A 25,484-nucleotide genomic window follows, 5' to 3' on the forward strand; every position below is an offset into this window, starting at 1 on the left:
TTGATTTAGGGTTTATTCATACTCAAGAGGTGCTAATTCACTCAAAAGCTCGTTTTCAATGCTATTGGATGCTGTAATTATGGTTGGATCATCTAAGGAGTCGTTAGCCATATTCCAGCTATTAATCAATGAGTTTTCGATCTCAACTTGCTCCGCCTCACTCATATTGGCAACCTGATACTGGCGATTATTTGACCAGTTAAATCCAATCGCCGTGGCGATCGCCGCAGGGATCAACAAAGTCAAAGGTAGCCATCGCCCAGATTTTTGAGTCTTGGGAGATTTCAAAGGATATTTAGCAATTTCCGCAAATAGTTTTTGCTCAAAGTTTGCCGCAGGTGCTGGGGCAGTTGGCTTATGCTCTTGAAGAAAGTGAACTAGAGAAGTATCGGAATCATCCAAGTTTTCAGGCAAATCTTGAGATTCTTGGGAATATTTGGGTTTCATAACTCGACTCCTTGCGCTTCTAAAAACTTTCTAATGGCACTGCGGGCATGAAATAGCCTCGACTTGACCGTACCGACAGGAATATCCAATATTTCGGCAATATCTTTTTGCGGCAACTCCTCCAAATCATGCAATACCAATACGGTGCGATGATCTTCACTGAGTTTGTCTAAACCACGCCGCATCAGATCTTGATAATGCATTTGGTTCAATCCCGCCTGCGTCTCACCATCACGGGACATGGCATCATCGGCTAAATTTGCTAACTGCTCATCTTCGACGGAGACATTTCGCGATCGCATTTTTGCCAAGGCTTTGCGCCGATCACTTGCCACATTAAAGGCAATTCGATAGAGCCACGTCGCAAACTGTGAAGACTGCCGAAATTTTGGCAACCCTTTCCATGCCCGTAAAAACACATCCTGCGTCAAATCATCGAGTCCATCGGAGCCACATAGCTGATACAGCGTTGAGCGCACCTTTTGGTGATGACGTTGATATAGTTTTTTAAATCCATGGGGATCACCTTGCAAGCAAGCTTGCACAATCGCGAGATCGGGATCAGGGTTAGGGGACTCTCTGATATCTATACTTACCGCTCTGAACATCTATGGCGAACATCCATATGAGCTTCTATACTTATTGAGGCAATATTGGCAGGTTTAACTTATTTGACTTATTTCTAAGCTATTAATTTTGACCGCCAAAACCTTAAATAGGTTCAACTCATGTCTGTGGTTAGTTCTGTATTAATTCCTATCATTAAACTATGGTTGCGATCGCAGGTCGAGCATATCGACCACATCGAAATTGCGATCGCAGGTAAAAGCCGTCAAATATTAAGTGGTGATATTCCTAGAGCCAACGTGATTGGGGCGGGAGCAAAATATCAAGGCTTAGCAGTCACGAATATCGATCTATGTGCCGAAGCAATTCAACTAAATATTGCTCAGATTCTCAAGGGTGAAGCCTTGCGTTTACTTAATCCGATTCGGGTGACGATGGATGTTGAGCTGTCACCAGAAGATTTACAAAGCTGTCTCCAATCCCCAATTTTTTTAGAGGCAATCGCCGCCGATACGCCGCCCATCATCAATGGTGATGACGAGATTCGGACTTTGCTAGAATCTCTCGTGCATAAACTTGGTGATGAATTTACGCTCCATGAATTAGCAATCGCAGAAGGACGGGCAAAATGTCGTGGGGAATTTGCGATCGCAGCCACTTAAAAACAACTACTCCTTCCTAGACTAAAACAAAGTTGCGGTGCGAAGCGCCGCAACTTTGTTTTGGTGATTTATTTTTTAGGCTGGGAAGAGAGTAGGGAACCTCTATGATTAGACTAATTCCTAGTTACCTCAATCAATGTCCCTTGCCAATTTTGTCCGCACTTTACATCAGCTAACCTTAATCGCGATTATCAACATTGCCTACTTTGCGATCGCAATTCAGCCTGCATGGTCAGCATCATTCGCAGTTCGGGTATTTGATGGCGACAATATAACCCTTGTCGAGCGCGGTATCAAAACCAAAGTCCATCTTGCCTGCATCGATGCCCCCGAATTGCTACAAACCGAAGGTGAACATGCCCGTAAGGTACTGCAAAATATCCTTGACGATGAAGAGGTCTATGTCAAAGTATTCAAAAAAGATAAATTTGGACGCTACATTGGCGAAGTCTTAGCAGGTGGGCAGAACGCTAACAAAGTGATGGTGTCTCTGGGACTCGCCCATTATGATCGCATTCAAGAAAAGGATTGCCAAGGATATGCAGAGTTAGAAGCCAAAGCCCAAAGCGAGCATCTAGGTGTTTGGACAAATGGGACTGATGTAATGCTGCCAGCCCAATTTCGTCGGGATAATAAATTATTAGGAGTTGGCTATTAAATATAGCTATAGTCACTTGCATCAATACAAATCAAAATCCAAAAAGCGAGTTGCGGTGCTTTGCACCGCAACTCGCTTTTTGGATTTTATGTCCTAATAGGGCTGGCAACAGCCATAACGCAGATACCCATAAAAAAAGGAGTGCATTGCACTCCTTTTTTTATATTAACTATCGCGACGACGAAAACGTCCTCTACGCTTAGCATTTTCGGCTTTACGCTTACGTTTTTCGCCTGCGGTTTCGTGATACTGACAGCGACGAATATCCGCTAGTAAGCCAGCCTTTTGGATTTTTTTCTTAAATCGACGCAGCGCCGATTCAATCCCTTCATTTTCACCAACGATTATTTGAGTCATGCTTATTTAGGTAGCAAAGTATTGTTCTTAATTATGCTTTAGTTTGGCGCATTTAAATTTAAGCGGCGAGTATCTAGGTTAGCAAATTTAAGCATGAGTTGTAAAGCTTATTTTTGAATCCCCCTATGACAGTCACAAAAAAGTGGGTCTGAAGTCAATCTCCAGACCCACTTTTTGATATTCCAGATTAATAGTCCAGCTTAGCGAACTCTCAACTTAAACGCCAACGGCATCAGGAATACTCTTAAAAGAGGCGAGGGGCTTGTTAAATACCTGTGCCAAATGACGAGGAGCGCGATCGCACCAGTTACGCTTACCATAAACATAACCAGCGATCAAAGGTAAAGCTACAGTTGCTTCAGAGTAAACCATCTGCTCCTGTACAATATCGACCTTGCCCCAAGAATGTGCTTCCTTCAAGGTAGAGCCAGACAAAGCCCCATCACGCTCATCAGCGACGGTGATTTGCACAGCGTACTTGTGCATCGCAGTTTCAAAGCCAAGCAACTCAGCTGCTACCACAGTGTCCTGTGCAAAGTTCTTCGGCACACCACCACCGACCATAAATAGACCAGTGTGAGGACTTGCCAACTTGCACTGAGTCAATTCGCGGAAATCGCGTACAGAGTCAATGCTGATATGATCTTCAGGAGAGTTCCATTGGTGATGAACTAAACCAAAACCTGCGGAACAATCGCTAAAGGCAGGGACAAAGATTGGCACTTGATGCTCATAAGCTGCCAAAACAACTGAGTGGCGATTTTTGGCATTCTTATCAAGATATGCACCCATTTCATGGATAAACTCACGGGAGGAGTAGGTACGACGAGGTAGTGAATTAGCAATTTCGGCGATGGTCATGTCGCAAACGCGCAACTCATCTTCATCGATATAGGTGTCATAAATGCGATCGATCGCATTTTCCCGTAGTACGGCATCATCAGCGAAGGTATCGCCGACATAGTGACGAAATCCGAGGGCTTCAAAGAAATCTTGGTCAACGATATTTGCGCCTGTAGAGACAATCATGTCTACCATGTTGTTGGCGATCAGATCGTAAACAACCCCCTTGAGTCCTGCACTAAATAAAGAACCTGCCAAACACAGAATGATCGCGCAATCTTTGTCCTTGATCATATCGTCGTAGATATGCGCCGCACGACCAAGATTTCTACCTTGGAAAGCGGTATTTGCCATTGCGTCAACTAATCCAACCACATCAAAAGCTTTGATGTCGATGTGTTCAACAGTCTGTTTAAGTAGTTCGCGTTTCATGATTCTGTTTGTCCTAGATGCTTTGTGTTGTAAAGGTGTGCGAGAAATAAAGTATGAGAGAAAAATTTTGATCAGAACTTCAGAACAGAACAAGCAAAATCATATAATCTACAACAAAAAAATCATATCTGCGCTGTCACAGTTTATTGGCTTGGTAATATCTACGTCTATCTAGAGGCATAGTTATTACCAATTTAAAGCGCCAACTTAAAAAGTTAATCGCAGAAAACATCACTCTCTGTAGAGATTTTGACTGCTTATTCAGTTTTGAAAAATACTTAATCTTCTCAATCAATGAGAAGCGATCGACCTAGGTTGTTAACAGTGGTTACAACCCCAAGATTTAGAAGGTCGATCGGAACATACTGGGTCCCTCGCAGGCATCATCCCAAGAAAGAGTAGGATCAGACTCACGTCTGTCGTCCAACTTTAAGTTGAGTAGCCAATTACATTCAAGCAGTAAAACCAGTTTTTTCAATTTCTATTTAGCTGATTGCAATAAATCCTTAATCATATTAGCACTTTTATGTATAAACACAAGCAAAATGGCGCTAGAGAATTTATATATATGTAAGTTTAACTATGTATCAGAGGAATTGTAGGGACTTAAACCTCCTTCTTGAAGCAAGATAGACGTATTTCATGCAGGGACGATCATGATGACAGCGCAGTATCAGACCGCTCTACACTCCTATGCGGAAGGTCGATATGAAGAGGCGATGCAGCAGTTTTCTGAGTTGTTGCAATCAGATCCTCATAACCCCAAGCTGCACATTTGGCTAGGGGCAACTTTTCGCAAGGCAGGAAAGGTTGAGTTGGCTCAGGCTCAATATCGCCAAGTTTTAACGCTTACCGAAGAACCAGATTTACTTGATCTTGCAAATACCTCACTTGCTCAAATTCAAAACCGATTGGACAGCACTGCACAGGGACGGGGTGCTGCCAAATCAACAGATTTCATGGCAGTTATTCAAGATTTGCCAGTCACAAATATTCATCAAGAGCCTATTCATCAAGAGCATCAAGCTGATCCGCAAGAAATTACCTACATTACCAATGGTGTTAGTGCATCATCAAGAGTTTTCGTAAATGGTAATGCGACAAATAGTAATGCGATGAATGGTAATACTAAAAATGGCAGTGCTAAGCTCAATGGAAACTCTAATAATGGAGTTACGAGCAATATCAATATTCTCAAAAATCTTGATCATATTCATGATCTCATTGACGATGCTAGTGCCAAAACAAATCCTCCAGACACATTAGTTTCACCTTTGACAAATGGTACTAATGGTTACCAAAAGATTGGAGATAGCCAAGATATTAGTAGTGGTTCGGTAGCTGTGCCGCCACCACCAGCCATAGCGATGTTATTGCGCCAAAAAGCAGACTTGGAACAGCCAGAGCAGGAATCACAGGATGTGATTATTGCTGATCCACTATGGGAGCAGGAATCGTCACCAACGGCAACAACGGTTTCTGAATATATCCATGATGATGATTTAACTGTATCTCTCAATAAGGCGGTTACGGATATTCGTGAAGTGACCTCGAAGATGGAAAAAAAATCTCGGGCAACCAAGAAGTCTCATCGTGTTAAGCCTGCGGATCAATCAGCTAATGGTAGTCCTGCGATATTAACAATGGCTGATCTGATCGCCCCCGAGAAGCCTCAAGGAATTGCCCTAGAAGACATGTTTAAATTCTCTAGCATTGGTCAGAGAATAACCCTTTGGGGAACTTTAGTGGCGACAATTCCCACGGTGGTATTGGGTGTGTTTGCCTATCAAGTTGGTGACAACTTGCTTACTAGCAAAGTGAAGCAAGGGTTGCGCAATGAGGCGACTTCTATTGCTAATCGCACTAGTAATTTCCTGAATAAGCAAGCGACTGATGTGGAGGTATTACAAAAGCTATTAAGTTCAACTGATCAGATTTTGCTCCCTAAAGTACCGACAGTAGTTCCCAATCCGAACGCAACTGTGCCTAATGCACCTGTCGTCAATCGCCCGCCGAATGTTGCGCCGAATCAGGCGGCGAACCCATTAGCTTCTTTGCCCATTGCTCAACAGCGTCAGTATAAGCAACAGTTAACTAGTCGTCTCAATTTATATAGACAAGCCTATCCTGAATATAGCCGCATTTCCCTATTCAGTGCTAATGGTGATTTACTGGCTCAGTCTAGTAACTCGCAAACATTACCAACTTTAAGCCCAGAAATCCGCAGCCAAGTAAGTTTGATGCAGACAGTGCTATTGACTAATCCTGTCGCTGGGAAAGAGGTGGCGAATATCTATGCCATCTCGATGATTAAGAGTTCCGCAGCTCAAATGCCTAATTTGATTTTACAAGTTGAAATCCCTTTGCAGAAATTAGACCGTGAGCTAGAAAATGGAGGTTTGAATAGTGATAATGGAACTTCTATTGGCAGTACCAACAGTTTTTATGTGGTTGATGGTACTAATCGATATGTAGCTAGTTCCCAGTCTGTCAAGATTGGTGCGGATGCCTTAGGTGATTTCGCCATATTACCTAGCTTGCGAGCATCCCAGACAGTGGATGTGCGTGATTTGAGTAGAAGCGATCGCAGTAATGTGCAGATGCTTGCCTATGCCCCTGTACTCAATACGCAGGACAATATGTTGAATTGGGCTGTATTCGTGACCGCAGATAAGCCTGCATCCCTTGCAAGTAGTCAAAACTTGTTACTGGTGATTGCGATCGGCATTGCCTCAACTCCTCTTTTTGTGGGGATTGTCGCCTATGCCATGTCACGCTCTTTGAGTGCTAGGCTCAAAGCAATTCGGACTGCTCTATGGAAGCTCAAGAAATCCTATATGGGTTTTCAGTCCTTAGAGGTAGAGGGAAATGATGAATTGGCGGATATTTCCTTGAGCATCAATACCATGGCTGCACAGTTTCAGGCGATGCTCCAGAAGCAAGAAAAAGAAAATCAGCGCCTCCAGATACAAGTGGTTAAGTTGTTTAAGGTTTTGTCTAAGTTGGCAAGGGAAGAGCAACAGGAAGTTGTACTTACGGAGATATCCGATCAAAAGATTCTTTATCTTGGCAAGAAAGTCCGCGCTGAGATTGTGCAGCAGCACAATGATGTCGAAAAGTATCGTCAACAGCAAGGACAAATTCAGACGCAGTTGACGGAAATGCTTAGAGAAATGCAGACCTTGACTAGTGGCGAACTGCCCGTTGCGGTGACAGCAATAGATAGTAATTTTGACAATCTGCCTGTGGTGTTTGATGGGGTTTTACAGGGATTGCAAAATGTTGTGGGGCAAGTGAAGTCTTCTGCTAAGCAAGTCAATATTGCCCTCGGACAAAATGAACATGCGATCGCAAATTTGGCTCTGGTGTCTCAACGACAGGTAGATGCGGTTTCGCGATCGCTAAATACAGTACAGATGGCAAAGTTATCAGCAAATACGATTATGGACGACAGTCAGCAACTGTCCCAGTCCGCGCATTTGGTTGCTGAAAAGCTATCCGACAGCGATCGCAGTATTGATGCAGTTATGTCAAAGATTAGTGAATTGCAAAATACTATTGCTACAACTGCCAAGCGGGTCAAACATTTGGGGGTTGCCTCTCAAAAAATCGCCAAAGCGATCTCCTCGATCAATGAAATCGCGATTCAAACTAATTTCTTAGCAATTAACGCGACTCTTGAAGCATCGCGATCGGGTGATGTTAACAGTAAATTTGTGATTGTTGCGGAAGAAGTGGGAGAACTAGCGGCTCGATCTGTGGCTGCGGGTAAAGAAGTAGAAAGCCTCTTGAGTAATATCCAGCAAGAAACTAATGCGGTAATGGCTGCCGTTGAATCAGGTAGCAGTCAAATTTCTGAGAGCGAAACCTTAGCTGGCTCTGCGAGGGAAAATCTCCAGCAAATTGCACAAATATCCAATCAAATCGATGGATTGATGGTATCAATCGCCGCCGCGACGACCGCTCAGTCCCAAACCTCCGAAGGATTGGCTAATTTGATGACTGATATCTCTCATATGGCAAAGCGGACAATGGACTATTCTTCGGAAGCGACAACATCGATTAAGGAAACCAAGCAACATGCTGGAGAACTCCAGAAAACCTTGTCGCACTTTAAAAGTCGCTAGCGTTTATTCACGATATATGCACGCAGAAACCAACTAAAAACAGATGTCATAGGTTCTCCAATGAGTAAAGCTATATCAGTTAAAAAAGTCTTCTCTAAGGAAGCTCAGAGTTATATTCAAGAGCTAAAGAACAAGGTTCTAGAGCTAAATGTTGGGCATTCTAATTTTCACGAACAGCTTGAAGATTTGATCTCGACTAATCATAGGTTACATAGTTTATTAGCAGATTCAGAGTTTGGTACTTCTAAGGAGTTTTTAGTTGAACTAAATAGTCGATTTGAGTCTTCTATTAACTTATTGAGAGGACTTCAGCAAGAAGTTGATTGGATTACCAAGGAGCTATTTCTAGAGGTAATTAATATCACCAGCCAAATAATTAATGAATATTGTCTAGACCGAAAAATAATCGAAGATAAAATATCTCTACAAAATAATTTATTTAATCAAATTTCTGAACATTTATCCAAAGAACAGGATGAATACACGAGCTTTTTTAAAATAAATCAGAGTTTAGACAATCCGAACAATCTAAATAGCGCAAATAGTATTACTGATGCTGAAATTGATGCGATTAATGATCCTTTTCAGTTAGAGGATAGTGCTGAGGCTTTACATCTTTTTGATTTTGATACAGAAATCGATTCTCATGATTTAGATTCAGAAATTAATCACGATGACTCGGAAAACTTTTTGATGATCCAGCTTGATGAAGATGAAAGCTTAGAATCTCTCGATTTATTTAGTAATGACTCCGAGGAACTAAGTCCTGATTTCTTTCCTGAATTATCATCGGATATCTTTGATAGTACAGCAGGAGATATTGCTTTACCCCCTGCTTTATCTAATCCTTTCCCTAATGAGTCAATCAAGGAAAATGGTGCTCGACTGAATGGTACACATCTTCCTAATCAAGAAGTGCGCTTACCAATTCCTAAATTACTGGCGGATATTTTTTTAGAGTCATCATCTGAGCCTTTATTGGGAGAGCAGGAGGATACTGAAATTGTAGAAATGGTTGATGAAGACCATGAGGTTGTTACTATCGATGATGATCATCTCGAAAGTGATTGGGATGGATTTATTAATCTAGACTTCTCTACCGCAGATGTGGATACAGCTCTAGAGGAGTCACCCATTTACCAAAGTAAATCCGATGATTGTGAGACGGCACTGGAGGAGTCACCTATTTACCAGAGCCAATCTGCGAACTTACCAGATCATCAGATAGAAGAGCAAGGCATTTCCTATGAGGAGTTTGTCAATTCTTCTTCAGAGCAAGAGGCTGAACATAGATATGAATTACAAGGCGAAACTACTTCCCAAGAGAGTCATAATCATGATGCTAGTAATACTGTTGGAGCGGAAGAGAAGAATTTGTCAAATCCGCTTTCCTTACGGCAAGGTCAGCAGATTGTCTCCAAAAATGATGCAACTATCCGCATTCCTGTAAGTCACTTAGAAGTTTTAGGAGATTTGTCTGAAGAGCTATTAGTCCGTAAGGGAAGCCTAGATGTTTATTTAGGTCAAATGCGGGTATTGTCGGGCGAAGCCCAAAGACATTTACAGTTATTGGAATCTGATGTATCTGATCAAAACCAAACTGCGATCGCAGGTTTACAAAAATCAGTTGAGCGGATTGTCAATGTTTTAGATTTAACTGAACAACAAACCTACGCGATGAGTCAAGATGTCCGCCATCTCCGTCAAAATCTTCGTCAAGTCTTGAAACATCCTATTTCTAGCCTTGTCAGAAAATTTCCCCGCATTTTACGCGATCTGTCGATTCAGCATGGCAAACAGGTTGAACTAGTTGTACAGGGAGCAGATATTAGTGTCGAAAGACTGATTTCTGAAATTATTGCCGAGCCCCTAGAGGTGCTATTGCGTAACGCTTTTGAGCATGGTATCGAGTCTGCCTATGAGCGCCAAAGACAGGGGAAACCTGTACAGGGCAAGATCGAATTTATTGTTACACAGACTGATGACAGTACTATCATCAAAATTAGCGATGATGGCAATGGGGTTGATATTGATAAAATCCGCAATCACGTCGAGCAGTCGGCGGCAGTTGCAGGGATGCCAGGATTCTCGGCAATGGATATGGCGGATGAGCAGTTAGTGGGATTAATTTTTGAGCCAAGTTTCCATCAAGCCCATAGTTCCAGTTCTGCGGACACGAAGCCAAAGCTAAGTGATATTAGAAAAAAATTGCGCGAATTTGGTGGCACAATCTCGGTTAGCTCTCAGCCCAGACAAGGTACACAATTTACGATGGTGTTGCCCCATTTGTTATCACTGATGCGCATTTTATTGCTTGACATTAATCAAATGTGCTTAGCAATGCCGAGTCAATGCGTGCTAGCTGTAATTCCGATTGATAGTCATAACGAGTCTTATCTTGAGCAAGACGCTTTGTTATGGCGCGATCGCTTCTTGCCGATTGTACGCCTTGATGAAGTCTTGAAACTGAATTGTCGCCGTCATCATCAGGATGCGCTGCAAATTAGTCAAACCAATCCATCAAGTAACTCTCTGGAACGCTCTCGCCCTCCCCATGCTGTCCCAACGTTTGTGATTGTGCAGCATGAAAATGATTTGTTTGCGATGCAAACTGACGGTTGTTGGAATGAGCAGGAGGCTACATTTCATCAGGTGGAAGGCGATATTTTGCTACCACAAATTTTCCTCGGCACTGTTGTTTTGGGGACAAATCAAGCGATGGCGTTGCTGAATCCTGCGGAAATAGTTAGCCAATGTTTGCGATCGCGTCCCAATGATGCGGTGTTAATTTCCCATAATTCTGATTTAGATAGCTTGAGCAGCTTGTCAGATTTTTTCAGTGCCTCTGATGTGGAGACAGATAATGGGGAGAAGGACTCTGAATTTTTGCCTGAGCCAGAAAATCTAGAAAGCTCTCAGTTGTTCATTAGTAGTCAAATTCAAGGGCAGATTTTCAATAGTAGTCCGCGCTCACAGCCACCAAGGGTCTTAATTGTGGAATCTTCGGCAAATATTAGACGTTATTTGGCGATGACTCTAAATAAGTTAGGGTTTGAAACTTATCAAGCGGGTGGTCGTACGGATGCGATCGCAATTTTACGGCAATGTTTAGAGAAAGAGACGGGCATTGAGGCAGTAATTACTGACTTAGAAATGCCAAATCGTGAGGGCTTTAATTTGCTCTCTGATATTCGTGATGATCGGCAGTTGCAAGGTCTGCCTGTGGTTGTGTTAAATGCTCAAGACAATCAAGATGACTGGCAACAAGCCCAAGAGCTGGGAGCTGATGCCTATTTTAGTAAGCCCTATCAAGCTCAAGAATTGGTTGATAAGCTACAGCAATTGCTGGGGAGTTAAATCAAAAGGCTTGCTAGGCAAGCTTTTTGATTTAGATTGTGCTTTTAAATAAGCCTTGCGGTTTAAATAGTAAGACCAAAATCATCAAGACTAGCCCCACGCCTAGTTTATAGTCTGTGCCAATGCAATATTGTTGCCATTCGCCTAAGGCAGCAGGGCAAGTGGTGGCAACTTCTTGGGAGATGCCGACAATTAATGCACCTGCGATTGCACCGTAGGGGTTGCCGATACCACCAAGAATGACGGCGGCAAACATCGGTAAAATCAAGAACCATCCCATATTCGGACGTAAATTGGTAATTAAGCCATACATACTGCCACCAAAAGCGGTCATGCCCCCTGCAATGATCCATGTCCAGAGGATCACCGCATCGACATTGATACCAGCAACTTTGGCTAATTCGGGATTGTCGGCGACAGCCCGCATCGCCTTGCCAATTTTTGTGTTTTGTAATAGATAGTAAAGCCCTGCAATCACCGCAAAAGCGGCGACGATGACCACGATTTTATTGCGGGTAATCGCCAATTCCCAAACATTGATAGCGGGAAATGTTGGTAATTCATATTTCTGTGGTTTTGCGCCCCAGACTAAAATGATGGCATTGCGAATCACTAAAGCTAAACCAATAGAGACAATCATCATTGTGGTCGAGGTGGCGCGTTTGGCTCGCAATGGTTGCCAGAGAATTTTTTCGCACAGGAGGACAATTGCGATCGCAATGCTACAACCAAAGGCCATCGATATCCAGATATTGAGCTTGAAGGTAGTATTGGCAAGGAAAGCGAGATATGCCCCCAAGGTAAGAATGTCGCCATGGGCAAAATTTGCAAGGCGGAGGATGCCATAGGTAAGCGTTAAACCGACTGCGGCAAGCGCAATAATACTTCCAACAGCAATACCATCAACAGTTGATTGCAGAACTTCTAGCATTAAGAGATTTAGATAAAACTTGAGGGACTTGATAGATATTCATAGTACCGTTTTCCAGTTCTGATTGTTTGTATAGCTACAGCGCTTTGCTCTGAATTAAAACTTAGAGAAATTTTTGAAAGCGCCGCTTTGCGGCGCTTTCAAAAATTTCTCTAGGTTCAATAGGCTGTAATGGCGCGAAGCGCTACAATTCCCTCTTAGGTTTTACGAATATGTTGATTGATTTTCATACTCACCATGAGCATCAAGCTCATAACTTGATTAACGTCTTAACGCTGCACGTTACACCTGCCTTAACTGCTGACGACTTACCCGATATTTGTAGTTTGGGTCTACATCCTTGGTTTGTGCAAGGTGATACTTGGCAAGATGCTTGGCAAAACTTAGTCACTTTAGCCAGCTCATCACAGGTAATTACGATCGGTGAATGTGGCTTAGATCGCCATATTGATTTACCCTTAGCGACTCAGATTGAGATTTTTAAAAAGCACATCCAATTAGCCGAAAATCTGCAAAAGCCGTTAGTAATCCATTGCGTCAGAGCCTTCGCAGAATTAATTGCACTCAAAAAAAATACTAAATCCACGATCCCTTGGATTATTCATGGTTTTCATAAAAAGCAAGCTGTATTTGAGCAACTGCTCCGTCATGATTTTTACTTTTCCTTTGGAGCGGCAATTTTGTGCGATCGCAATCCTGTCGTAACTGCGATCGCCATGCTTCCCGATGGCAAATTTCTGTTGGAAACTGACGATCGGACTGATATCAGCATTGAGCAAATCTACGATCGCGCCGCTCAGTTACGTCATCTCGATGTAGAAGCGCTGCAAACTCAATTAGTTAAAACTTATCACCAGTTGACTGGGCGGTTCTGAGCCATCCTCTGAACTTACGGCATCAAGTCCATCAATCCCCAAACCGATCTCACTGAGTAACTCTTGGGCAGCATTGAGCATTTCAGGCTCTAGAGTTTTTAAATCCTGACGAGTACCAAGATATGTTTTCAGAGCCGTAATTGGATCGAGTGCTTCTGCTGTACTCAGATCGGGTAAACGAGTGCGCGGATTTTGACTCACCACTTCAGGGATCAACGCATAGTTATGGGCAATTGCCATCGCTTCATGCAGTACCCGATCATCGATTTGCGCTAACTGCTCGGCACGGACTTTATAAATTAACCTTGCGATCGCATTATCTATTTTCCCCTTCTGAATCGTCTTCAACAACTTTGCCTGTGGATCTTCCGCTTGAGTGACATCTACTTCCATCGTCCGAAAAGTGCGCGTGGGAATAGCACAGAACTCAAACTTGACATTTCCCTTCTCAACTTCTAACCAGCAATATCCCTTTGCTTCATTTTCCTCTCCAAAATCTACCCGCTCAATACTCCCTGGATAGACCACTAGCGGCTGGGTAGCGAGAATTTGATGGCGATGGACATGACCAAGGGCAACATAATCAAAGGCTTCACGGGTTAGCATTGATAGAGGAATTGTAAAACCTTTGCCCGCCGCCAAAAAACGCTCTGCGCCATAAGTTGCCGTGTCCACCATCACATGCGCTAATAAAATTGTTGGCAACTGGGGATCGAGCTGGCGAATTTCGGCTTCGATCACAACCTGCAAACGCTCGATCAAAAATTGGCTTACCTCCGTCATCGAAAAGCCTTCAGTTTCTGCCTTAGTCAGCAAAGTCGAGCGTGTAATCCAAGGCAAAGTAATAATCTGAATGTCACCCGCCTCCGTGGCAATCCGATACGTGGTGATGGTGTCACCCACCGTAAATTTAGGTACAGCCAAACTGCGATAAATAGCTAAACTCGCGCCACCAACACCTTGAGAATGTTGGTCATGGTTCCCCACCAATAGCACCGTGGGAATCCCTGCATCGGCAAGGCGACGAAATTGCTTCGCAAAAGCCTGCTGCACCAATGGCGGTGGTGTAGCATCAGGAAAGGCATCGCCACCAAATAGCACTAAATCCGCGGGTTCATTGATGGCGCGATCAATACATAGCGTCAATGCACTCACAAAGTCTTCTAGGCGCGTATTTAAACCTGTTTGCGGATTCACCTTGCCGTGGGTTGTACTGCCAAGGTGAATATCAGAAAGATGGAGAACTTTAATCGTCATAATCTTGGCAGCCAATAACGCCCTGAGAATGTATCGATAATGTATCAGTAACGTACTATTATTTGGATCTTGCCATCTCACAGTTAGCAAAATTTAGCAACATTTCGCAAAAATTTTAAGTACCCTTTTTAGTAATGTCTCCAAGCTCAACCAATCTCTCAACCATACTAGAACGCGGCGTTGTCGAAATATTTCCTGATAGCCAATCAGACAACCTTCGCGATCGCATCCAAAAGAGCGAACGTTCTCTACGAATCAAGCTCGGCATTGATCCCACCCGTCCTGACTTGCACCTAGGGCATACCGTCGCGCTCAGAAAGTTGCGTCAATTTCAAGATGCAGGACATAAAGCTGTATTGATTATTGGCGACTTTACTGCACAGATTGGCGATCCCACAGGACGCTCCGAGGCAAGACCAAGACTTACACCCGAAGAAGTTGCCTACAATGCGGAAACCTATCTGGATCAGGCAAAAAAAATCCTTGATTTTTCTAGTGATCGCTTTGAGTTACGTCGCAATGGGGAATGGTTAAACAAACTAGATTTGCAGCAAATTATTAATTTGCAAGCGAGCATGACCGTGGGACAGATGCTCGCTAAAGAGGGATTTAGCGATCGTTACGAAAAAGGCAATCCGATTTATTTGCATGAATTTTTGTACCCACTTTTGCAGGGCTATGACTCCGTAGCCATTGACTCTGACGTGGAGCTAGGTGGCACTGACCAAAAGTTTAATATCCTCGTTGGGCGTGACCTGCAACTCAAGGATAAAAATCGTCAAGGTAAACCTGCCCAATTTGGGTTGCTACTGCCCTTGCTGGTCGGCTTAGATGGCGTTCAGAAAATGTCGAAATCTCTGGGCAACTATGTGGGTTTGACGGACGAGCCATTAAGCATGTACTCCAAACTCGAAAAAGTCCCTGATGCCCTTGTCGATAAATATTTTGAGTTGTTGACCGATATTGATCTTGCCACCTTGCCCACCAATCCCCGTGACAAGCAAAAACAACTAGCTCTAGCAATAGTCAGTCAATACCACAGCCCTGAATTGGCAGTCCAAGCCCAGCAGGATGCTGAGAAAATTGTCCTTGCTGGTAATACGACCGATCTTGGAGACATTCCCGAATTTGATCTTGCTCAAATCAATTTCCCTGCACCTTTACATTATCTAGTCAAAGCTTCTGGTCTTTGCAAAAGTAACAGTGAAGCCCAAAGCCAAATCAAAAATGGTGCGGTGAAACTAGATGGCGAAAAATTATGCGATCGCACTTTTGCGAGTGTAGATGAGCTATCGGGCAAGGTGTTACAAGTTGGCAAGAAAAAGTTCTTGAGATTAATCTAGATTTTAAAGAAAAAACGCTACTACAGTCTTGTAGTAGCGTTTTTTACGTTCTTTTCGATGCGTTACTTTACTTGCTCTCGTAGTCGTTTGAGAATGTTAGCTAAATCATTAAGCTGTGCAATTTGCTCAGGAGTTAAACTGTTCAGAAATTCAGGGGTTAATGCTTCATTAAAAGCGGTGATTGCATTGCCAAGACTATTGACATCAACAACAAGCGTGTCAGATAACTCTGTATTTGGAAATATCAAGTTAACAACAAACTGTAATCTACTGCCAAATGAGCCATTCCTGAAAGATGGCAGTATTTCATTTAGTCGAGCAACAATTTCTGAGGGAAGCTCAATAGAGTAAGGATCTCTTCCATCAGGCAAAGAAAACTTTACTCTGGAATAGGATGGTGCATTAGATGTAGAACCACCGATAGGGGTCTGACCTGCAAAAGCGGGAAATGCTGCACTTAGACAGATCGTAGAGGCAATGATTGAACTGAGAAACTTTTTCATAGGAATCAGGTTGATTGACTGGGTTAAAACATACTGTCACTTTGTCACGAGATATCACAGCAAGAATACTCAAGAGATAGCTAGAATATTCCCCCATGACAAATGAAAGCTACCTACGTCGACTGTAATTAGCCCCATAGGTAATACCCAAAATGAGTTGAGTACCTGAATCACTATTATTAGTTACATCGGAATAGGTAAGAGTGACATTAAGAGGAACAGTTGGCTCTGGTAAAAAGCTAAGACCAAAATTTAAGCCTTGTCCAGACCAAGCTGTACTAGCTCCCCACTGTGGGGCAAACTGATACCCTAGATTCGCAAAGACACCCACGCCATCGTTACTGGTAGACTTGCGATAAACGCCACCACCAACGCCAAGGGTAGCCGTCAGAGTTTTAGGATCTTCAAGATTTAGCGGGTCTGTGAATTGCGAATAGCTAAGAGCACCATAGACTGAGGAACGGGTTCCGCCAGAGTCAGAGCCATAGTTAGCAAAGTTCGTCCAGCCTACAGCCGCCGCGACTTGCTTATCAAAATCTTCATAGAGGAGACGGTGCACTTTGAGGTCAAAGGTTCCATTAGAGGCAAAGCGCCGAATACTGTTAATGTTGTAGACACCTTCAACCGCAAGATATTCTCTCGCATCACCAAGACCTGCACCCAGAGAAATACTGCCGTCAACGGTATCTCTCAATTTTCCTGCGGTTGAGCCAAAAAGCCCAACAAAAACATCACCAGTTTGTAGTCCAAAGGCGATTGGTGTACCTGCATTCAGGGATGGAGTAAACAGTCTTTGAACGGATACATTTCCATTTTGTTCATCAATGGGACGAATCAAAAGTTCGTTGCGAAGAATGTCGGCGGAATTAGAAGTAGCTGTTCCCGATTGAGCAAGTTGGATAAGGTTCTCATTCGGTGTGGTGTCGATGGCGATAGAATTACTAGCGTTGAATGCTACAGGCATAGACACAGTTTCTGGTCTGCGTTCTTTGAGGTCTTGAGCTGTATGTGGCAGCTTCTTAGGAGGTGCGGCAACAACTTTTACCTGTGCAGTCTGATTTTTACTTGCGGGTTTAGTTACAACCTTGCTAGCAGAAGGCTTTTTCTTGGAGGCATTTGCGGTTACTTTTCCTTTGGAATTGTTCTGGCTAGATACATTGGCTGAGGAAACTTTGGACTGTGCAGATATAGTTGCAACTGGGAGCATGGCGATACCACCCCAAATTGCCCCTGCATATACCAAGAGTAACTTATTGATCATAGAGCTGCTTTTTTGCATTTGTACATTCCTCACTCACAAACTTAGATGAATTAGCAAAAATCGTGACATCCTAATCTCGATGCAATCTCCACAGTCCCGCAACAATCTAGACAGACTATCGCTTACCTCTATAAAATCAACACAAAAATACAATACTTTTCTAAGACTGGGAAGATGTTTTTCAGGATACAAGCTTTTTGTATGCTGAGTCCTCACAATTATACATTACCCGTAACTGCCTAAAAATTAGCCTACATACTCAATACAGAAGTTCATGTCTTTACTTGTTTAAGTGTTTTTTGAAATTTTGAAACCTACAGATCGTTTTACGAATTTATTACGCGCCAATTTAAATGCGGTTTTGCGATCGCAAATCGACCTCTTGCCCAAACATGCCCATCTCTTAATTGCGGTTTCAGGGGGGCAAGATTCATTGTGTTTAGCGAAGTTACTGCTCATGAAGCAAGCTAAATTCAATTGGCGGCTCACAATTGCCCATTGCGATCATCGTTGGCGCGATGACTCACAGGCAAATGCGGAACATGTAGAACAGCTTGCGAAGATATGGGGAGTTAATTTTTGTTTGCGAACGACGGAAACTAAACTCACCAGTGAGGCGATGGCGAGGGAATGGCGCTATCGAATGCTGGTGGAAATGGCACAGGTGCAGCAAGCGAGCTATGTGGTGACAGGGCATACGCGCAGCGATCGCACGGAAACTTTGCTATATAACTTGATGCGTGGCAGTGGAGCCGATGGCTTAGCATCCTTAACTTGGTGGCGATCGCTGACTGATGAGATTAAGTTGGTGCGTCCGTTACTCAATGTCAGCCGAGCGGAAACTTTAGGATTTTGTCAAGAACAACAAATTCCAATTTGGAAAGATAGCACCAATCAAAATCTTGACTATCGCCGTAATCGTTTACGTTTGGAGACCATTCCCTATTTGCAACAGCATTTTAATCCGCAGCTAGAAATTGCGATCGCAAAGACTGCTGAGCTACTCCACGATGATGTGATGTATTTGGAATCACAGGCAAGTCGCTTTTTTGAAGAGGGGATTTCGGTATTTTGGGATGATCATGCACCATGTTTGCATCGGCAGCTTTTGCAAGCGCAGCCGCTAGCTTTGCAAAGAAGAATCGTCAGGCATTTTTTGAGCAAATACCTACCACATCAAGTCAATTTTGAAGATATTGAGCGATTCTTAAAATTATTAACAGAGCAAAATCGCGCCCAAAGTTCACCCTTTAAAGGCAATATTTCCGCCTTTATTGATCATCCTTGGATTATCCTCAAAATATAGCTGTCGCCAACTACAAAATAAAGGTGGCGCAAAGCGCCGCCTTTATTTTGTAATTTTATTTACCGCCGAGGGCAATGAGGGCAAAGAAACTACCGCTATTCCAGAGGCAGTGTAGCAACATCGATGACAGTAAATTTTTGGAGCGCCAATAGATAAATCCCATCACCATGCCCAAGACACTCAGGGGAATAATATCGGCAACATTGAGGTGGGCAAGGGCAAAGCCAAAACCACTAACGGCAATCGCCGCCCAAACTGGCAAAACCTTGGTTAAAGAGGGCAATAAAAATCCCCGAAATAGATATTCCTCAAAAAATGGTGCGGCGATCGCAAGGGTTGTCCAGAGCAAAAACTTAGGCAGAATATTTTGGCTATCGGTCAAAATCGGTAATAGGGGGTTGCCGCCACCTTGTCCTTGTAAGAATTTTTGACTGATCACAGAAACAATCAAAACTAGGGGAACTGCGGCAAAATAACCACCGATGCCCCATGCTAACCACTGTGGCGAAGTAAACTTGCAGCGAAACCAACCTTCGGGTAAGGGGCGATAGGCAGCGAGACTAGTCTGCAAAATTGGCAACATTGATGCAACTGACAACACATAGGGCAGCAGCACTAATAGGGCTTGGATCGTAAAATTTTCACTGGCTAGCGATGGCAATCCCAATAGCTCAAAAATCAACGGCAAAATTAATTGCGTCATCAAGCAAAATGCAGTGAACCATAACACCATTACTTCCCATGTGATATCGAGTCCCCAAGGTACTTGCCAAGTAATTTGTGATTGATTCTTTTGTAGATCTCCTTGCTCCTGTGAATTATTGTGAAATGGCGAAGACTTACGAAAGAAAATCCATTGAACTAGTAATCCTAACCAAACCAAAATACCGACACCGCCGCCAATTAGGGGAATTGAATTGACAATTACTAAACGGTTAATGGCAGCATTGACTTCTATTTGAGCCTGTTGTGCTAATTCAGGAAGTTTCTCGGTTCTTTGTTGGACTTGGTAAAGGCGAGTCAAAGCAGTTTTCCGATACCAACCATCAAGGGTTCGTCGAATTTGAGTTTCGGCATTGGGAAATAGGATCGATGGCTCTGACCATAATCCCTTGAGGATTTGAGCAGTCAGTCCATAGGTGGTCATAGATTTACCTTCTAAATCTTCCACACTTGACCATGTTGCGATCGCAGTTTGAATGTCCCCCGTTTGTACCTGCAACAAACCTGCGCGAATACTAATTTCACTGATGCTGCTTTGTTTCTTTTGTCTTAGTTTCGATAGAACTTGGGGATTATTAGTTTCTGCATCAACGGGATCAAAACGTGAGAGCGCAGTCCTACTCGCATTGAGAACTTGTTGATAACTATCTAGGGATTGTTGATACAGCTCTTGAGGGTTCCTATCGCCCAATAAAACTTGAAAGATATCATCGGCAGCATGGTCTGGAGATGTTTTCTGGGTAGCTTGTAAAATCAGATCGGTTTGCAACAGGTCTAATTTCGTTTGTTCCTGCGGATTATTCCAGCTTGCCTGTAGGGTTAAAACAATAAATAAAACAGATAACAAACTAAGAATACTTAATAGTAATGACTTAGTATTTGCGGATTTCTTATTCAACGACTCGGAATCCATTCTTTTGATTTCAGACGATAGGACAGGTCAAGGCAGGGCTGATCCTATCATTTGGAGTCTATCAATCGCAAACCGATAATGCCGACGACAATGAGACCGATGCAGATAAAGCGCGGTAAATCCCGTGATTCACCGAGAAATACTGCTCCCACAGTCACCGTTGCAACCACACCGATGCCAGTCCAGACTGTGTAGGCGATACCGACGGGCAGGGTTTTGACAGATTGTGCTAGCAACAAAAAGCTGAGGACAAGGGCGACGATGGTGACGATGCTGGGTAGTGGTCGAGTAAAACCATCGGTATATTTGAGACTGCTTGTCCATACAGCTTCCAATAGTCCTGCAATAATTAAAATAATCCAATCCATAATTGTCTTCTTTCCATTCATGAATTGTTATTGAATAAGTAACTCATAGCTAGTGCCGCCCACGTAGCGGACTGCACTAGCTATGGTTTTGGGTTTTAAATATACTGGACTAATAATCATTTGCAGCAATTCTAAAGCCTGCATGTTGATAGAAATTGGGACGAAACCAGTTGCGGTAATACTTGCCAGCTTCCGTGCCACAGGTAATCCATGAGCCACCTGCCATCATTTGATGTTTCGTATCAAAATATGGTGCGGAGTAATTTTCGTACAGATAATGCGGCTGATATCCTGTGAGGGGTGTTAAATGATCGCTGAGCCATTCCCAAACATTGCCGCGCAAATCTGATAAGCCTGTATCCATTGTATCGCTTTGATCAGGGATATTGCGATCGCAATATCCCACAGAGCTAGGCGAGGCAAATCGTAAATTGAGATTATGATGCTCTATCCGATCGGCTGCGCCATAGGAGGCAAGATGCCATTCTGCCTCACTGAGTAGGCGAATGTGTTCGCCTTTCCATCGACAATAGGCGACCGCTTCGTAATGATTTACTTCCACAGGAAAATCAAAGGGCATCGCCATTTCATCAAACATGGCGCGATATTTGTAACTGCCATTATCTTGAGGAATCCAGAATTTAGGATGCTGGATATTGTGTTCTACTCGCCAAGCCAATGCGCTCTCATGCCAATATTGCCGATTTGCATAGCCGTCATCTTTGACAAAATCGAGAAATTCGGCATTGGTAATCAAATACTTGCTAGCCCAAAAACTCTCTATCTGTACACTGCGATCGCCATATTCAATATCCCAACCATAGGTATGTGAATCCTGCGGTTTCCCTAATTGCACGAGTCCGCCCTGAATTGCTACCATCGCATTGGGTTTGGTATAGCCATTGGCGGGGGCATATTCCCAACCTGTAGGACGTTGCAGTTTATCTACGGGTAACTGGCGAATTAGCATTGACGAGGTTTCAATATGAATGTATTGATGCTCAATTGCCATCATTAGCGCCCAGAGCGGATCAGACTGTGTAATGGGCAGTTGGATATTGACGCGCTCAATTAGGTCAGTAACGCATTGGTAAACCTGTTGCCGATATTGCCATACGGCGGCGACTTCTGCTTGACGGAGATTGTCAAAAATACCCGCGATCTCATCGGGCTTTTCAGGATCGACTCCAATTTCAAAGAGTGCTTCACAATGTGAGTTAAGTCGCTGTTGTAAGAGACCAACTCTCACTAATTTGTTGATGTAAAAGACCGCCGAATGTCCTAAATAGAAGATCAGTAAGTTACGAAGAGGATCGGGGTTGGTATAAAAGGTTTCGGGATTAACCAAACTTTTCATTAAGCTATCTTCAATTTGCCAAGCATTTTGGAAATAGGCAAGAATTTCTTGACGATCGCAGTGGTGGAGATTTGGTGGCCGCATAGAACTAAATAGCACTAATTTGAGTTAATCGTGGGGAACTTGACAAAGCACTAGACCAAATCGCTTTTGGGGATCTGTCCAAATTTTGATGGTTTCTAAACCTTGCGATCGCAGTTGTACTTGAATTGCCTCTAAATCAAACTTGCGAGAAATCTCGGTGAGGATGCTTTCTCCTTCAGCAAACTGGACTTGCAAATCGAGGATTTCTAGTGATACCTGCTGTGGGGATTGTGAATGTAAGTACATTTCAATTTGATGATCGACTTCGTTGTAGATTGCTTGATGCTTAAATAAGTCAAGATTGAAGTTACCTTGAAAGCGCCAATTTAAATGGGCAAGCATATTCAAATTAAACGCAGCCGTTACGCCATGACTGTCATTGTAGGCAGCCTCAAGAATTGATTTGGGCTTTTGTAAATCAATTCCCAATAGGAAGTAATCACCCTTAGTTAAGGCATGGGCAACCTTGCTTAAAAAATCATCCGATTCCGCTTGATTGAAGTTACCGATCGAGCTACCTAAAAAGAAGATCATTCGCGATCGCAAATGGTTTTTGCCTAAATATAACAATGCTTCTTCGTATGTGCCGATCAGTCCTTGCAACGTGAGAGTGGGATATTTTTGTTGTAACTGTAAAACTGTAGTTTTGAGAATGCCGCCACTGACATCAATGGGAATGTAACTAAAGGCATCAGGGATCGGATTAGTTAAGGAATCGGCAACTTTTTGATAGGCATTTAATAGGTAATTGGTTTTTGTGGAGCTACCACTACCTAATTCCACTAATTCACAACAGCCTGTAATTGTTGCTATTTCATCGGCATATTCCTTGAGAATCCATGCCTCGGTGCGCGTGGGATAATATTCGGGCAAATCACAAATCTGCTCAAACAAATCAGAACCGCGATCATCATAAAAATACTTAGATGGTAAACTCTTCGCTGTTTGAGTCAAACCTTTAATCACATCATCGCCATCTTTACTAACTGCCTGTGCGATCGCGGAATTATGTTGATGGAGAATTTGTAAATGCTTGACAGTCATGCTCAGATTTGGGTTTTGGTTTGTGCTTACAGGATATCAACTAGGGGCAATTTATGAATTGTCCCTACGGTTGATTCTCACTTTGATTCTAAGGTTCGGGAGGATTGAGTCTTGCCATCACCCATGTTACATAAGTACCGACAGGACTCCATAGCAAATAGGGCATTAATAGCCATCCTGCCAAGCTAGAAATGCTCCATATTTGGATTGTCAATATCAAACCCAATCCAAAACCGATTGCGCCAGTGATTGCCCCTGCCCTGACATTGCGTAAACGAGTCATCACTGGTGTATAGGCAAGAACTGCGATCTCGACAATTGCATAGCTAGCCATCAATAGCCAAGTATTGACAGTGGCAGGCTGAGCTTGCCAAACAAAGCTTGCCGAAGTAATCCCACAGATAAAAATCGCAATCCAAATAAAGGGAATAGCACGTTCAAAGGTGAGCCATCGGGGACGACGCAGGCGCATAAACCATTTGTAATCCGCAGGATAAAGTTGGTTGAGGGCAAAACCAATGACAAAGGTAACTACTGCGATCGCAATCCAAGTGATGATCATGATGATTTTGGCTCGGTGACTGCACAGCGTTGATCACAGGCGCGTAATCTTTGCTCTCTTTCTGCGATCACTGTCTTGAGGTCGGCACGACCAGTCAGCAAGAGTCGATAGTCTGCCCAAACTCCATAGAGTGAGTCGGCAATGCTCCCGACTAGTGGTAATTTGGTGATCGCATAGATCCAGCCAATGCCGAGGAGGTCATAGATGCGGCGAAATACCTCCACATTTTGAATGATTTCGCCATCTGCTGTTACTGCGTGAATCCGCCCCATGGCTTCTGCAAAACTAATCCCCGCATTGTCGTCAGGGTTGTAATCATCGGCAGCAATATCAACAAATTTAATCAAATTGCGATCGCGATCCTTACGCTTTAAAAAATTAACTTCCCGCACACAGAGGGGACATGCGCCATCAAACAGCAGCTTGATCTGCCAAGACTGACTGGGATTGGCGATGATATTGGGTGAACTGGTTTGCGGAGATAACATTATTGTTGAAGTGATTGTGTTATCTACCTATTTTGCCTCAAGTGCGAAGCGGGATGGAAATATGCATTCCTTCTCTCGCCATGACTGCGCCTGCAAACTTTTCCTTAGCCATTCGTCCAAATTCGTCAAGCTGATCATCGCTATGCAATGGGTCATGGTGAAAAATGACTAAGGTTTTGACGTTGGCGGCCTCAGCGACTTTAATTGCCTCCTGCCATGTCGAATGCCCCCAACCAATTTTCGGATTATTGGACGCATAGTATTCATCATCGGAGTACGTCGCATCCATGATCAACACATCAGCATCACGCGCTAGGTATAGCAGGTTTTCATCGAGGCGATCGCTATAGTGTTCTGTATCGGTGGCATATACCGCCACCCGATCCCCGCAACTCACCCGATATCCCGTGGCTTCTCCAGGATGATTGAGCGTACCTGCCTCGACGGTCACACCATTGCCAATCTCAATGACGCTGGGGACTTCGACATCAAAAAACTCTAAACAGGATGCCATGACCCCCAATGGTACGGGAAAATTTGGGTGGTGCATCTGTTCTTCTAAGCGCACCTGCATCGTCTGTCCCGTCGGCGCAACCTTGCCATAGATTTTGAACATATTGCCCTTGACAAAGGCAGGGGTAAAAAATGGGAAGCCCTGTACATGATCCCAATGGCTATGGGTGAAAAAAATACTGGCTTCGATGGGCATGTGATTGAGCAAGTGCTGACCCAAAACCCTAATGCCTGTACCGCCATCAAAAATAATGCGCTGACCTTGGCAACGCATTTCCACACAGGGGGTATTGCCACCGTATCGGACTGTGTCTGCACCGGGAGTAGCGATGCTGCCACGGACACCCCAAAAATGGATCGAGAACTCGCTGTCAGAAATGGACATTAGCTAACTCATGGTCAGAGAATTTTGAACTATCGGAGCCGAGTCTATAAAGTCTAGAAAATATTAGTCAATCTCTATCCTTTAACTGTTGAATTCTGTAAGCTTTGTATCTCAACTTTGG

22 protein-coding genes are annotated in these 25,484 nt (G+C 43.5%); 7 read left to right on the forward strand and 15 right to left on the reverse strand.

What is annotated here, in order from left to right; translation table 11 throughout:
• Window positions 1-12: 12 nt before the first annotated feature.
• Both H6F41_RS06745 and H6F41_RS06750 read right to left on the reverse strand, forming a co-directional pair.
• Window positions 13-447: a hypothetical protein gene (locus H6F41_RS06745; RefSeq protein ID WP_190402710.1), complete on the reverse strand. Its 435-nt coding sequence runs from the start codon at window positions 445-447 to the stop codon at window positions 13-15.
• Window positions 444-1,055, reverse strand: coding sequence for a sigma-70 family RNA polymerase sigma factor (locus H6F41_RS06750; protein WP_190402711.1), 612 nt, complete (start codon window positions 1,053-1,055; stop codon window positions 444-446). Before H6F41_RS06750 ends, H6F41_RS06745 begins: the two co-directional genes overlap by 4 nt.
• 120 nt (window positions 1,056-1,175) lie before the next feature.
• On the opposite strand from H6F41_RS06750, the gene H6F41_RS06755 reads away from it, so the two are divergent.
• Together H6F41_RS06755 and H6F41_RS06760 are read left to right on the forward strand one after the other, a co-directional pair.
• Complete coding sequence (locus tag H6F41_RS06755; protein ID WP_190402712.1) at window positions 1,176-1,676, forward strand: LmeA family phospholipid-binding protein; 501 nt, start codon at window positions 1,176-1,178, stop codon at window positions 1,674-1,676.
• 136 nt (window positions 1,677-1,812) lie between these two features.
• Entirely contained in the window at window positions 1,813-2,334 is a 522-nt protein-coding gene (locus tag H6F41_RS06760; RefSeq protein ID WP_190402713.1) for a thermonuclease family protein, read from the forward strand.
• Window positions 2,335-2,499: 165 nt separating this feature from the next.
• On the opposite strand, the gene rpsU is transcribed toward H6F41_RS06760, so the two are convergent.
• Complete coding sequence (gene rpsU, locus H6F41_RS06765; RefSeq protein WP_094532977.1) at window positions 2,500-2,691, reverse strand: 30S ribosomal protein S21; 192 nt, start codon at window positions 2,689-2,691, stop codon at window positions 2,500-2,502.
• A gap of 216 nt (window positions 2,692-2,907) precedes the next feature.
• A complete protein-coding gene (locus H6F41_RS06770) occupies window positions 2,908-3,966 on the reverse strand; it encodes a 1,9-bis(guanidino)-5-aza-nonane synthase (RefSeq protein ID WP_190402714.1) in 1,059 nt (352 codons plus the stop codon).
• 656 nt (window positions 3,967-4,622) lie between these two features.
• Between H6F41_RS06770 and H6F41_RS06775 the strand changes: the two genes are divergently transcribed.
• Together H6F41_RS06775 and H6F41_RS06780 are read left to right on the forward strand one after the other, a co-directional pair.
• The gene (locus H6F41_RS06775) at window positions 4,623-8,093 is read left to right on the forward strand and encodes a methyl-accepting chemotaxis protein (protein ID WP_190402715.1); all 3,471 of its coding nucleotides are present in this window, start codon (window positions 4,623-4,625) and stop codon (window positions 8,091-8,093) included.
• A 60-nt stretch (window positions 8,094-8,153) separates the two neighbouring features.
• Window positions 8,154-11,450 carry an ATP-binding response regulator gene (locus tag H6F41_RS06780; protein WP_190402716.1) on the forward strand — a complete coding sequence of 1,099 codons (3,297 nt, stop codon included), beginning with the start codon at window positions 8,154-8,156 and terminating at the stop codon, window positions 11,448-11,450.
• Window positions 11,451-11,481: 31 nt separating this feature from the next.
• Here the strand turns inward: H6F41_RS06780 and H6F41_RS06785 are convergent, their stop codons facing one another.
• A complete protein-coding gene (locus tag H6F41_RS06785; RefSeq protein WP_190402717.1) occupies window positions 11,482-12,381 on the reverse strand; it encodes a branched-chain amino acid ABC transporter permease in 900 nt (299 codons plus the stop codon).
• A 212-nt stretch (window positions 12,382-12,593) separates the two neighbouring features.
• Between H6F41_RS06785 and H6F41_RS06790 the strand changes: the two genes are divergently transcribed.
• On the forward strand, window positions 12,594-13,256 hold the full coding sequence (locus H6F41_RS06790; RefSeq protein ID WP_190402718.1) for a TatD family hydrolase: 663 nt from the start codon (window positions 12,594-12,596) through the stop codon (window positions 13,254-13,256).
• Here the strand turns inward: H6F41_RS06790 and sbcD are convergent.
• Window positions 13,218-14,513: an exonuclease subunit SbcD gene (gene sbcD, locus H6F41_RS06795; RefSeq protein ID WP_190402719.1), complete on the reverse strand. Its 1,296-nt coding sequence runs from the start codon at window positions 14,511-14,513 to the stop codon at window positions 13,218-13,220. The two genes, H6F41_RS06790 and sbcD, sit on opposite strands and share 39 nt — an antisense overlap.
• Before the next feature lie 134 nt (window positions 14,514-14,647).
• On the opposite strand from sbcD, the gene tyrS reads away from it, so the two are divergent.
• Window positions 14,648-15,856, forward strand: a complete 1,209-nt coding sequence (gene tyrS, locus H6F41_RS06800; protein ID WP_190402720.1) for a tyrosine--tRNA ligase — start codon at window positions 14,648-14,650, stop codon at window positions 15,854-15,856.
• A gap of 62 nt (window positions 15,857-15,918) precedes the next feature.
• On the opposite strand, the gene H6F41_RS06805 is transcribed toward tyrS, so the two are convergent.
• Both H6F41_RS06805 and H6F41_RS06810 read right to left on the reverse strand, forming a co-directional pair.
• A complete protein-coding gene (locus H6F41_RS06805; protein ID WP_190402721.1) occupies window positions 15,919-16,359 on the reverse strand; it encodes a hypothetical protein in 441 nt (146 codons plus the stop codon).
• Window positions 16,360-16,468: 109 nt separating this feature from the next.
• Complete coding sequence (locus tag H6F41_RS06810; RefSeq protein ID WP_190402722.1) at window positions 16,469-17,620, reverse strand: hypothetical protein; 1,152 nt, start codon at window positions 17,618-17,620, stop codon at window positions 16,469-16,471.
• A 307-nt stretch (window positions 17,621-17,927) separates the two neighbouring features.
• Between H6F41_RS06810 and tilS the strand changes: the two genes are divergently transcribed.
• Entirely contained in the window at window positions 17,928-18,926 is a 999-nt protein-coding gene (gene tilS / locus H6F41_RS06815; protein ID WP_190402723.1) for a tRNA lysidine(34) synthetase TilS, read from the forward strand.
• Window positions 18,927-18,981: 55 nt separating this feature from the next.
• Here tilS and H6F41_RS06820 read toward each other — a convergent pair whose 3' ends face one another.
• The 7 genes from H6F41_RS06820 to H6F41_RS06850 form a co-directional block, all read right to left on the reverse strand.
• Complete coding sequence (locus tag H6F41_RS06820) at window positions 18,982-20,562, reverse strand: CPBP family intramembrane glutamic endopeptidase (RefSeq protein WP_190402724.1); 1,581 nt, start codon at window positions 20,560-20,562, stop codon at window positions 18,982-18,984.
• A gap of 47 nt (window positions 20,563-20,609) precedes the next feature.
• Window positions 20,610-20,930, reverse strand: coding sequence for a DMT family transporter (locus H6F41_RS06825; RefSeq protein WP_190402725.1), 321 nt, complete (start codon window positions 20,928-20,930; stop codon window positions 20,610-20,612).
• Window positions 20,931-21,039: 109 nt separating this feature from the next.
• Window positions 21,040-22,371, reverse strand: coding sequence for a 5-histidylcysteine sulfoxide synthase (gene ovoA / locus H6F41_RS06830; protein ID WP_190402726.1), 1,332 nt, complete (start codon window positions 22,369-22,371; stop codon window positions 21,040-21,042).
• A 24-nt stretch (window positions 22,372-22,395) separates the two neighbouring features.
• A complete protein-coding gene (gene egtD, locus H6F41_RS06835) occupies window positions 22,396-23,415 on the reverse strand; it encodes an L-histidine N(alpha)-methyltransferase (protein ID WP_190402727.1) in 1,020 nt (339 codons plus the stop codon).
• Window positions 23,416-23,503: 88 nt separating this feature from the next.
• Window positions 23,504-23,977 carry a TspO/MBR family protein gene (locus H6F41_RS06840; RefSeq protein WP_190402728.1) on the reverse strand — a complete coding sequence of 158 codons (474 nt, stop codon included), beginning with the start codon at window positions 23,975-23,977 and terminating at the stop codon, window positions 23,504-23,506.
• Window positions 23,974-24,465, reverse strand: coding sequence for a thiol-disulfide oxidoreductase DCC family protein (locus tag H6F41_RS06845; RefSeq protein ID WP_190402729.1), 492 nt, complete (start codon window positions 24,463-24,465; stop codon window positions 23,974-23,976). Before H6F41_RS06845 ends, H6F41_RS06840 begins: the two co-directional genes overlap by 4 nt.
• A gap of 37 nt (window positions 24,466-24,502) precedes the next feature.
• Entirely contained in the window at window positions 24,503-25,363 is an 861-nt protein-coding gene (locus H6F41_RS06850; RefSeq protein WP_190402730.1) for an MBL fold metallo-hydrolase, read from the reverse strand.
• Window positions 25,364-25,484 lie beyond the last annotated feature (121 nt).

Origin of the sequence: Pseudanabaena mucicola FACHB-723 (assembly GCF_014696385.1) — a bacterium.
GTDB lineage: Bacteria > Cyanobacteriota > Cyanobacteriia > Pseudanabaenales > Pseudanabaenaceae > Pseudanabaena.

Excerpts from the sequence above, each read along its gene's own strand:
- H6F41_RS06745 (WP_190402710.1), bottom strand. The coding sequence starts at position 447 with ATGAAACCCAAATATTCCCAAGAATCTCAAGATTTGCCTGAAAACTTG.
- H6F41_RS06750 (WP_190402711.1), bottom strand. The coding sequence starts at position 1,055 with ATGTTCAGAGCGGTAAGTATAGATATCAGAGAGTCCCCTAACCCTGAT.
- H6F41_RS06755 (WP_190402712.1), top strand. The coding sequence starts at position 1,176 with ATGTCTGTGGTTAGTTCTGTATTAATTCCTATCATTAAACTATGGTTG.
- H6F41_RS06760 (WP_190402713.1), top strand. The coding sequence starts at position 1,813 with ATGTCCCTTGCCAATTTTGTCCGCACTTTACATCAGCTAACCTTAATC.
- rpsU (WP_094532977.1), bottom strand. The coding sequence starts at position 2,691 with ATGACTCAAATAATCGTTGGTGAAAATGAAGGGATTGAATCGGCGCTG.
- H6F41_RS06770 (WP_190402714.1), bottom strand. The coding sequence starts at position 3,966 with ATGAAACGCGAACTACTTAAACAGACTGTTGAACACATCGACATCAAA.
- H6F41_RS06775 (WP_190402715.1), top strand. The coding sequence starts at position 4,623 with ATGATGACAGCGCAGTATCAGACCGCTCTACACTCCTATGCGGAAGGT.
- H6F41_RS06780 (WP_190402716.1), top strand. The coding sequence starts at position 8,154 with ATGAGTAAAGCTATATCAGTTAAAAAAGTCTTCTCTAAGGAAGCTCAG.
- H6F41_RS06785 (WP_190402717.1), bottom strand. The coding sequence starts at position 12,381 with ATGCTAGAAGTTCTGCAATCAACTGTTGATGGTATTGCTGTTGGAAGT.
- H6F41_RS06790 (WP_190402718.1), top strand. The coding sequence starts at position 12,594 with ATGTTGATTGATTTTCATACTCACCATGAGCATCAAGCTCATAACTTG.
- sbcD (WP_190402719.1), bottom strand. The coding sequence starts at position 14,513 with ATGACGATTAAAGTTCTCCATCTTTCTGATATTCACCTTGGCAGTACA.
- tyrS (WP_190402720.1), top strand. The coding sequence starts at position 14,648 with ATGTCTCCAAGCTCAACCAATCTCTCAACCATACTAGAACGCGGCGTT.
- H6F41_RS06805 (WP_190402721.1), bottom strand. The coding sequence starts at position 16,359 with ATGAAAAAGTTTCTCAGTTCAATCATTGCCTCTACGATCTGTCTAAGT.
- H6F41_RS06810 (WP_190402722.1), bottom strand. The coding sequence starts at position 17,620 with ATGATCAATAAGTTACTCTTGGTATATGCAGGGGCAATTTGGGGTGGT.
- H6F41_RS06820 (WP_190402724.1), bottom strand. The coding sequence starts at position 20,562 with ATGGATTCCGAGTCGTTGAATAAGAAATCCGCAAATACTAAGTCATTA.
- H6F41_RS06825 (WP_190402725.1), bottom strand. The coding sequence starts at position 20,930 with ATGGATTGGATTATTTTAATTATTGCAGGACTATTGGAAGCTGTATGG.
- ovoA (WP_190402726.1), bottom strand. The coding sequence starts at position 22,371 with ATGCGGCCACCAAATCTCCACCACTGCGATCGTCAAGAAATTCTTGCC.
- egtD (WP_190402727.1), bottom strand. The coding sequence starts at position 23,415 with ATGACTGTCAAGCATTTACAAATTCTCCATCAACATAATTCCGCGATC.
- H6F41_RS06840 (WP_190402728.1), bottom strand. The coding sequence starts at position 23,977 with ATGATCATCACTTGGATTGCGATCGCAGTAGTTACCTTTGTCATTGGT.
- H6F41_RS06845 (WP_190402729.1), bottom strand. The coding sequence starts at position 24,465 with ATGTTATCTCCGCAAACCAGTTCACCCAATATCATCGCCAATCCCAGT.
- H6F41_RS06850 (WP_190402730.1), bottom strand. The coding sequence starts at position 25,363 with ATGTCCATTTCTGACAGCGAGTTCTCGATCCATTTTTGGGGTGTCCGT.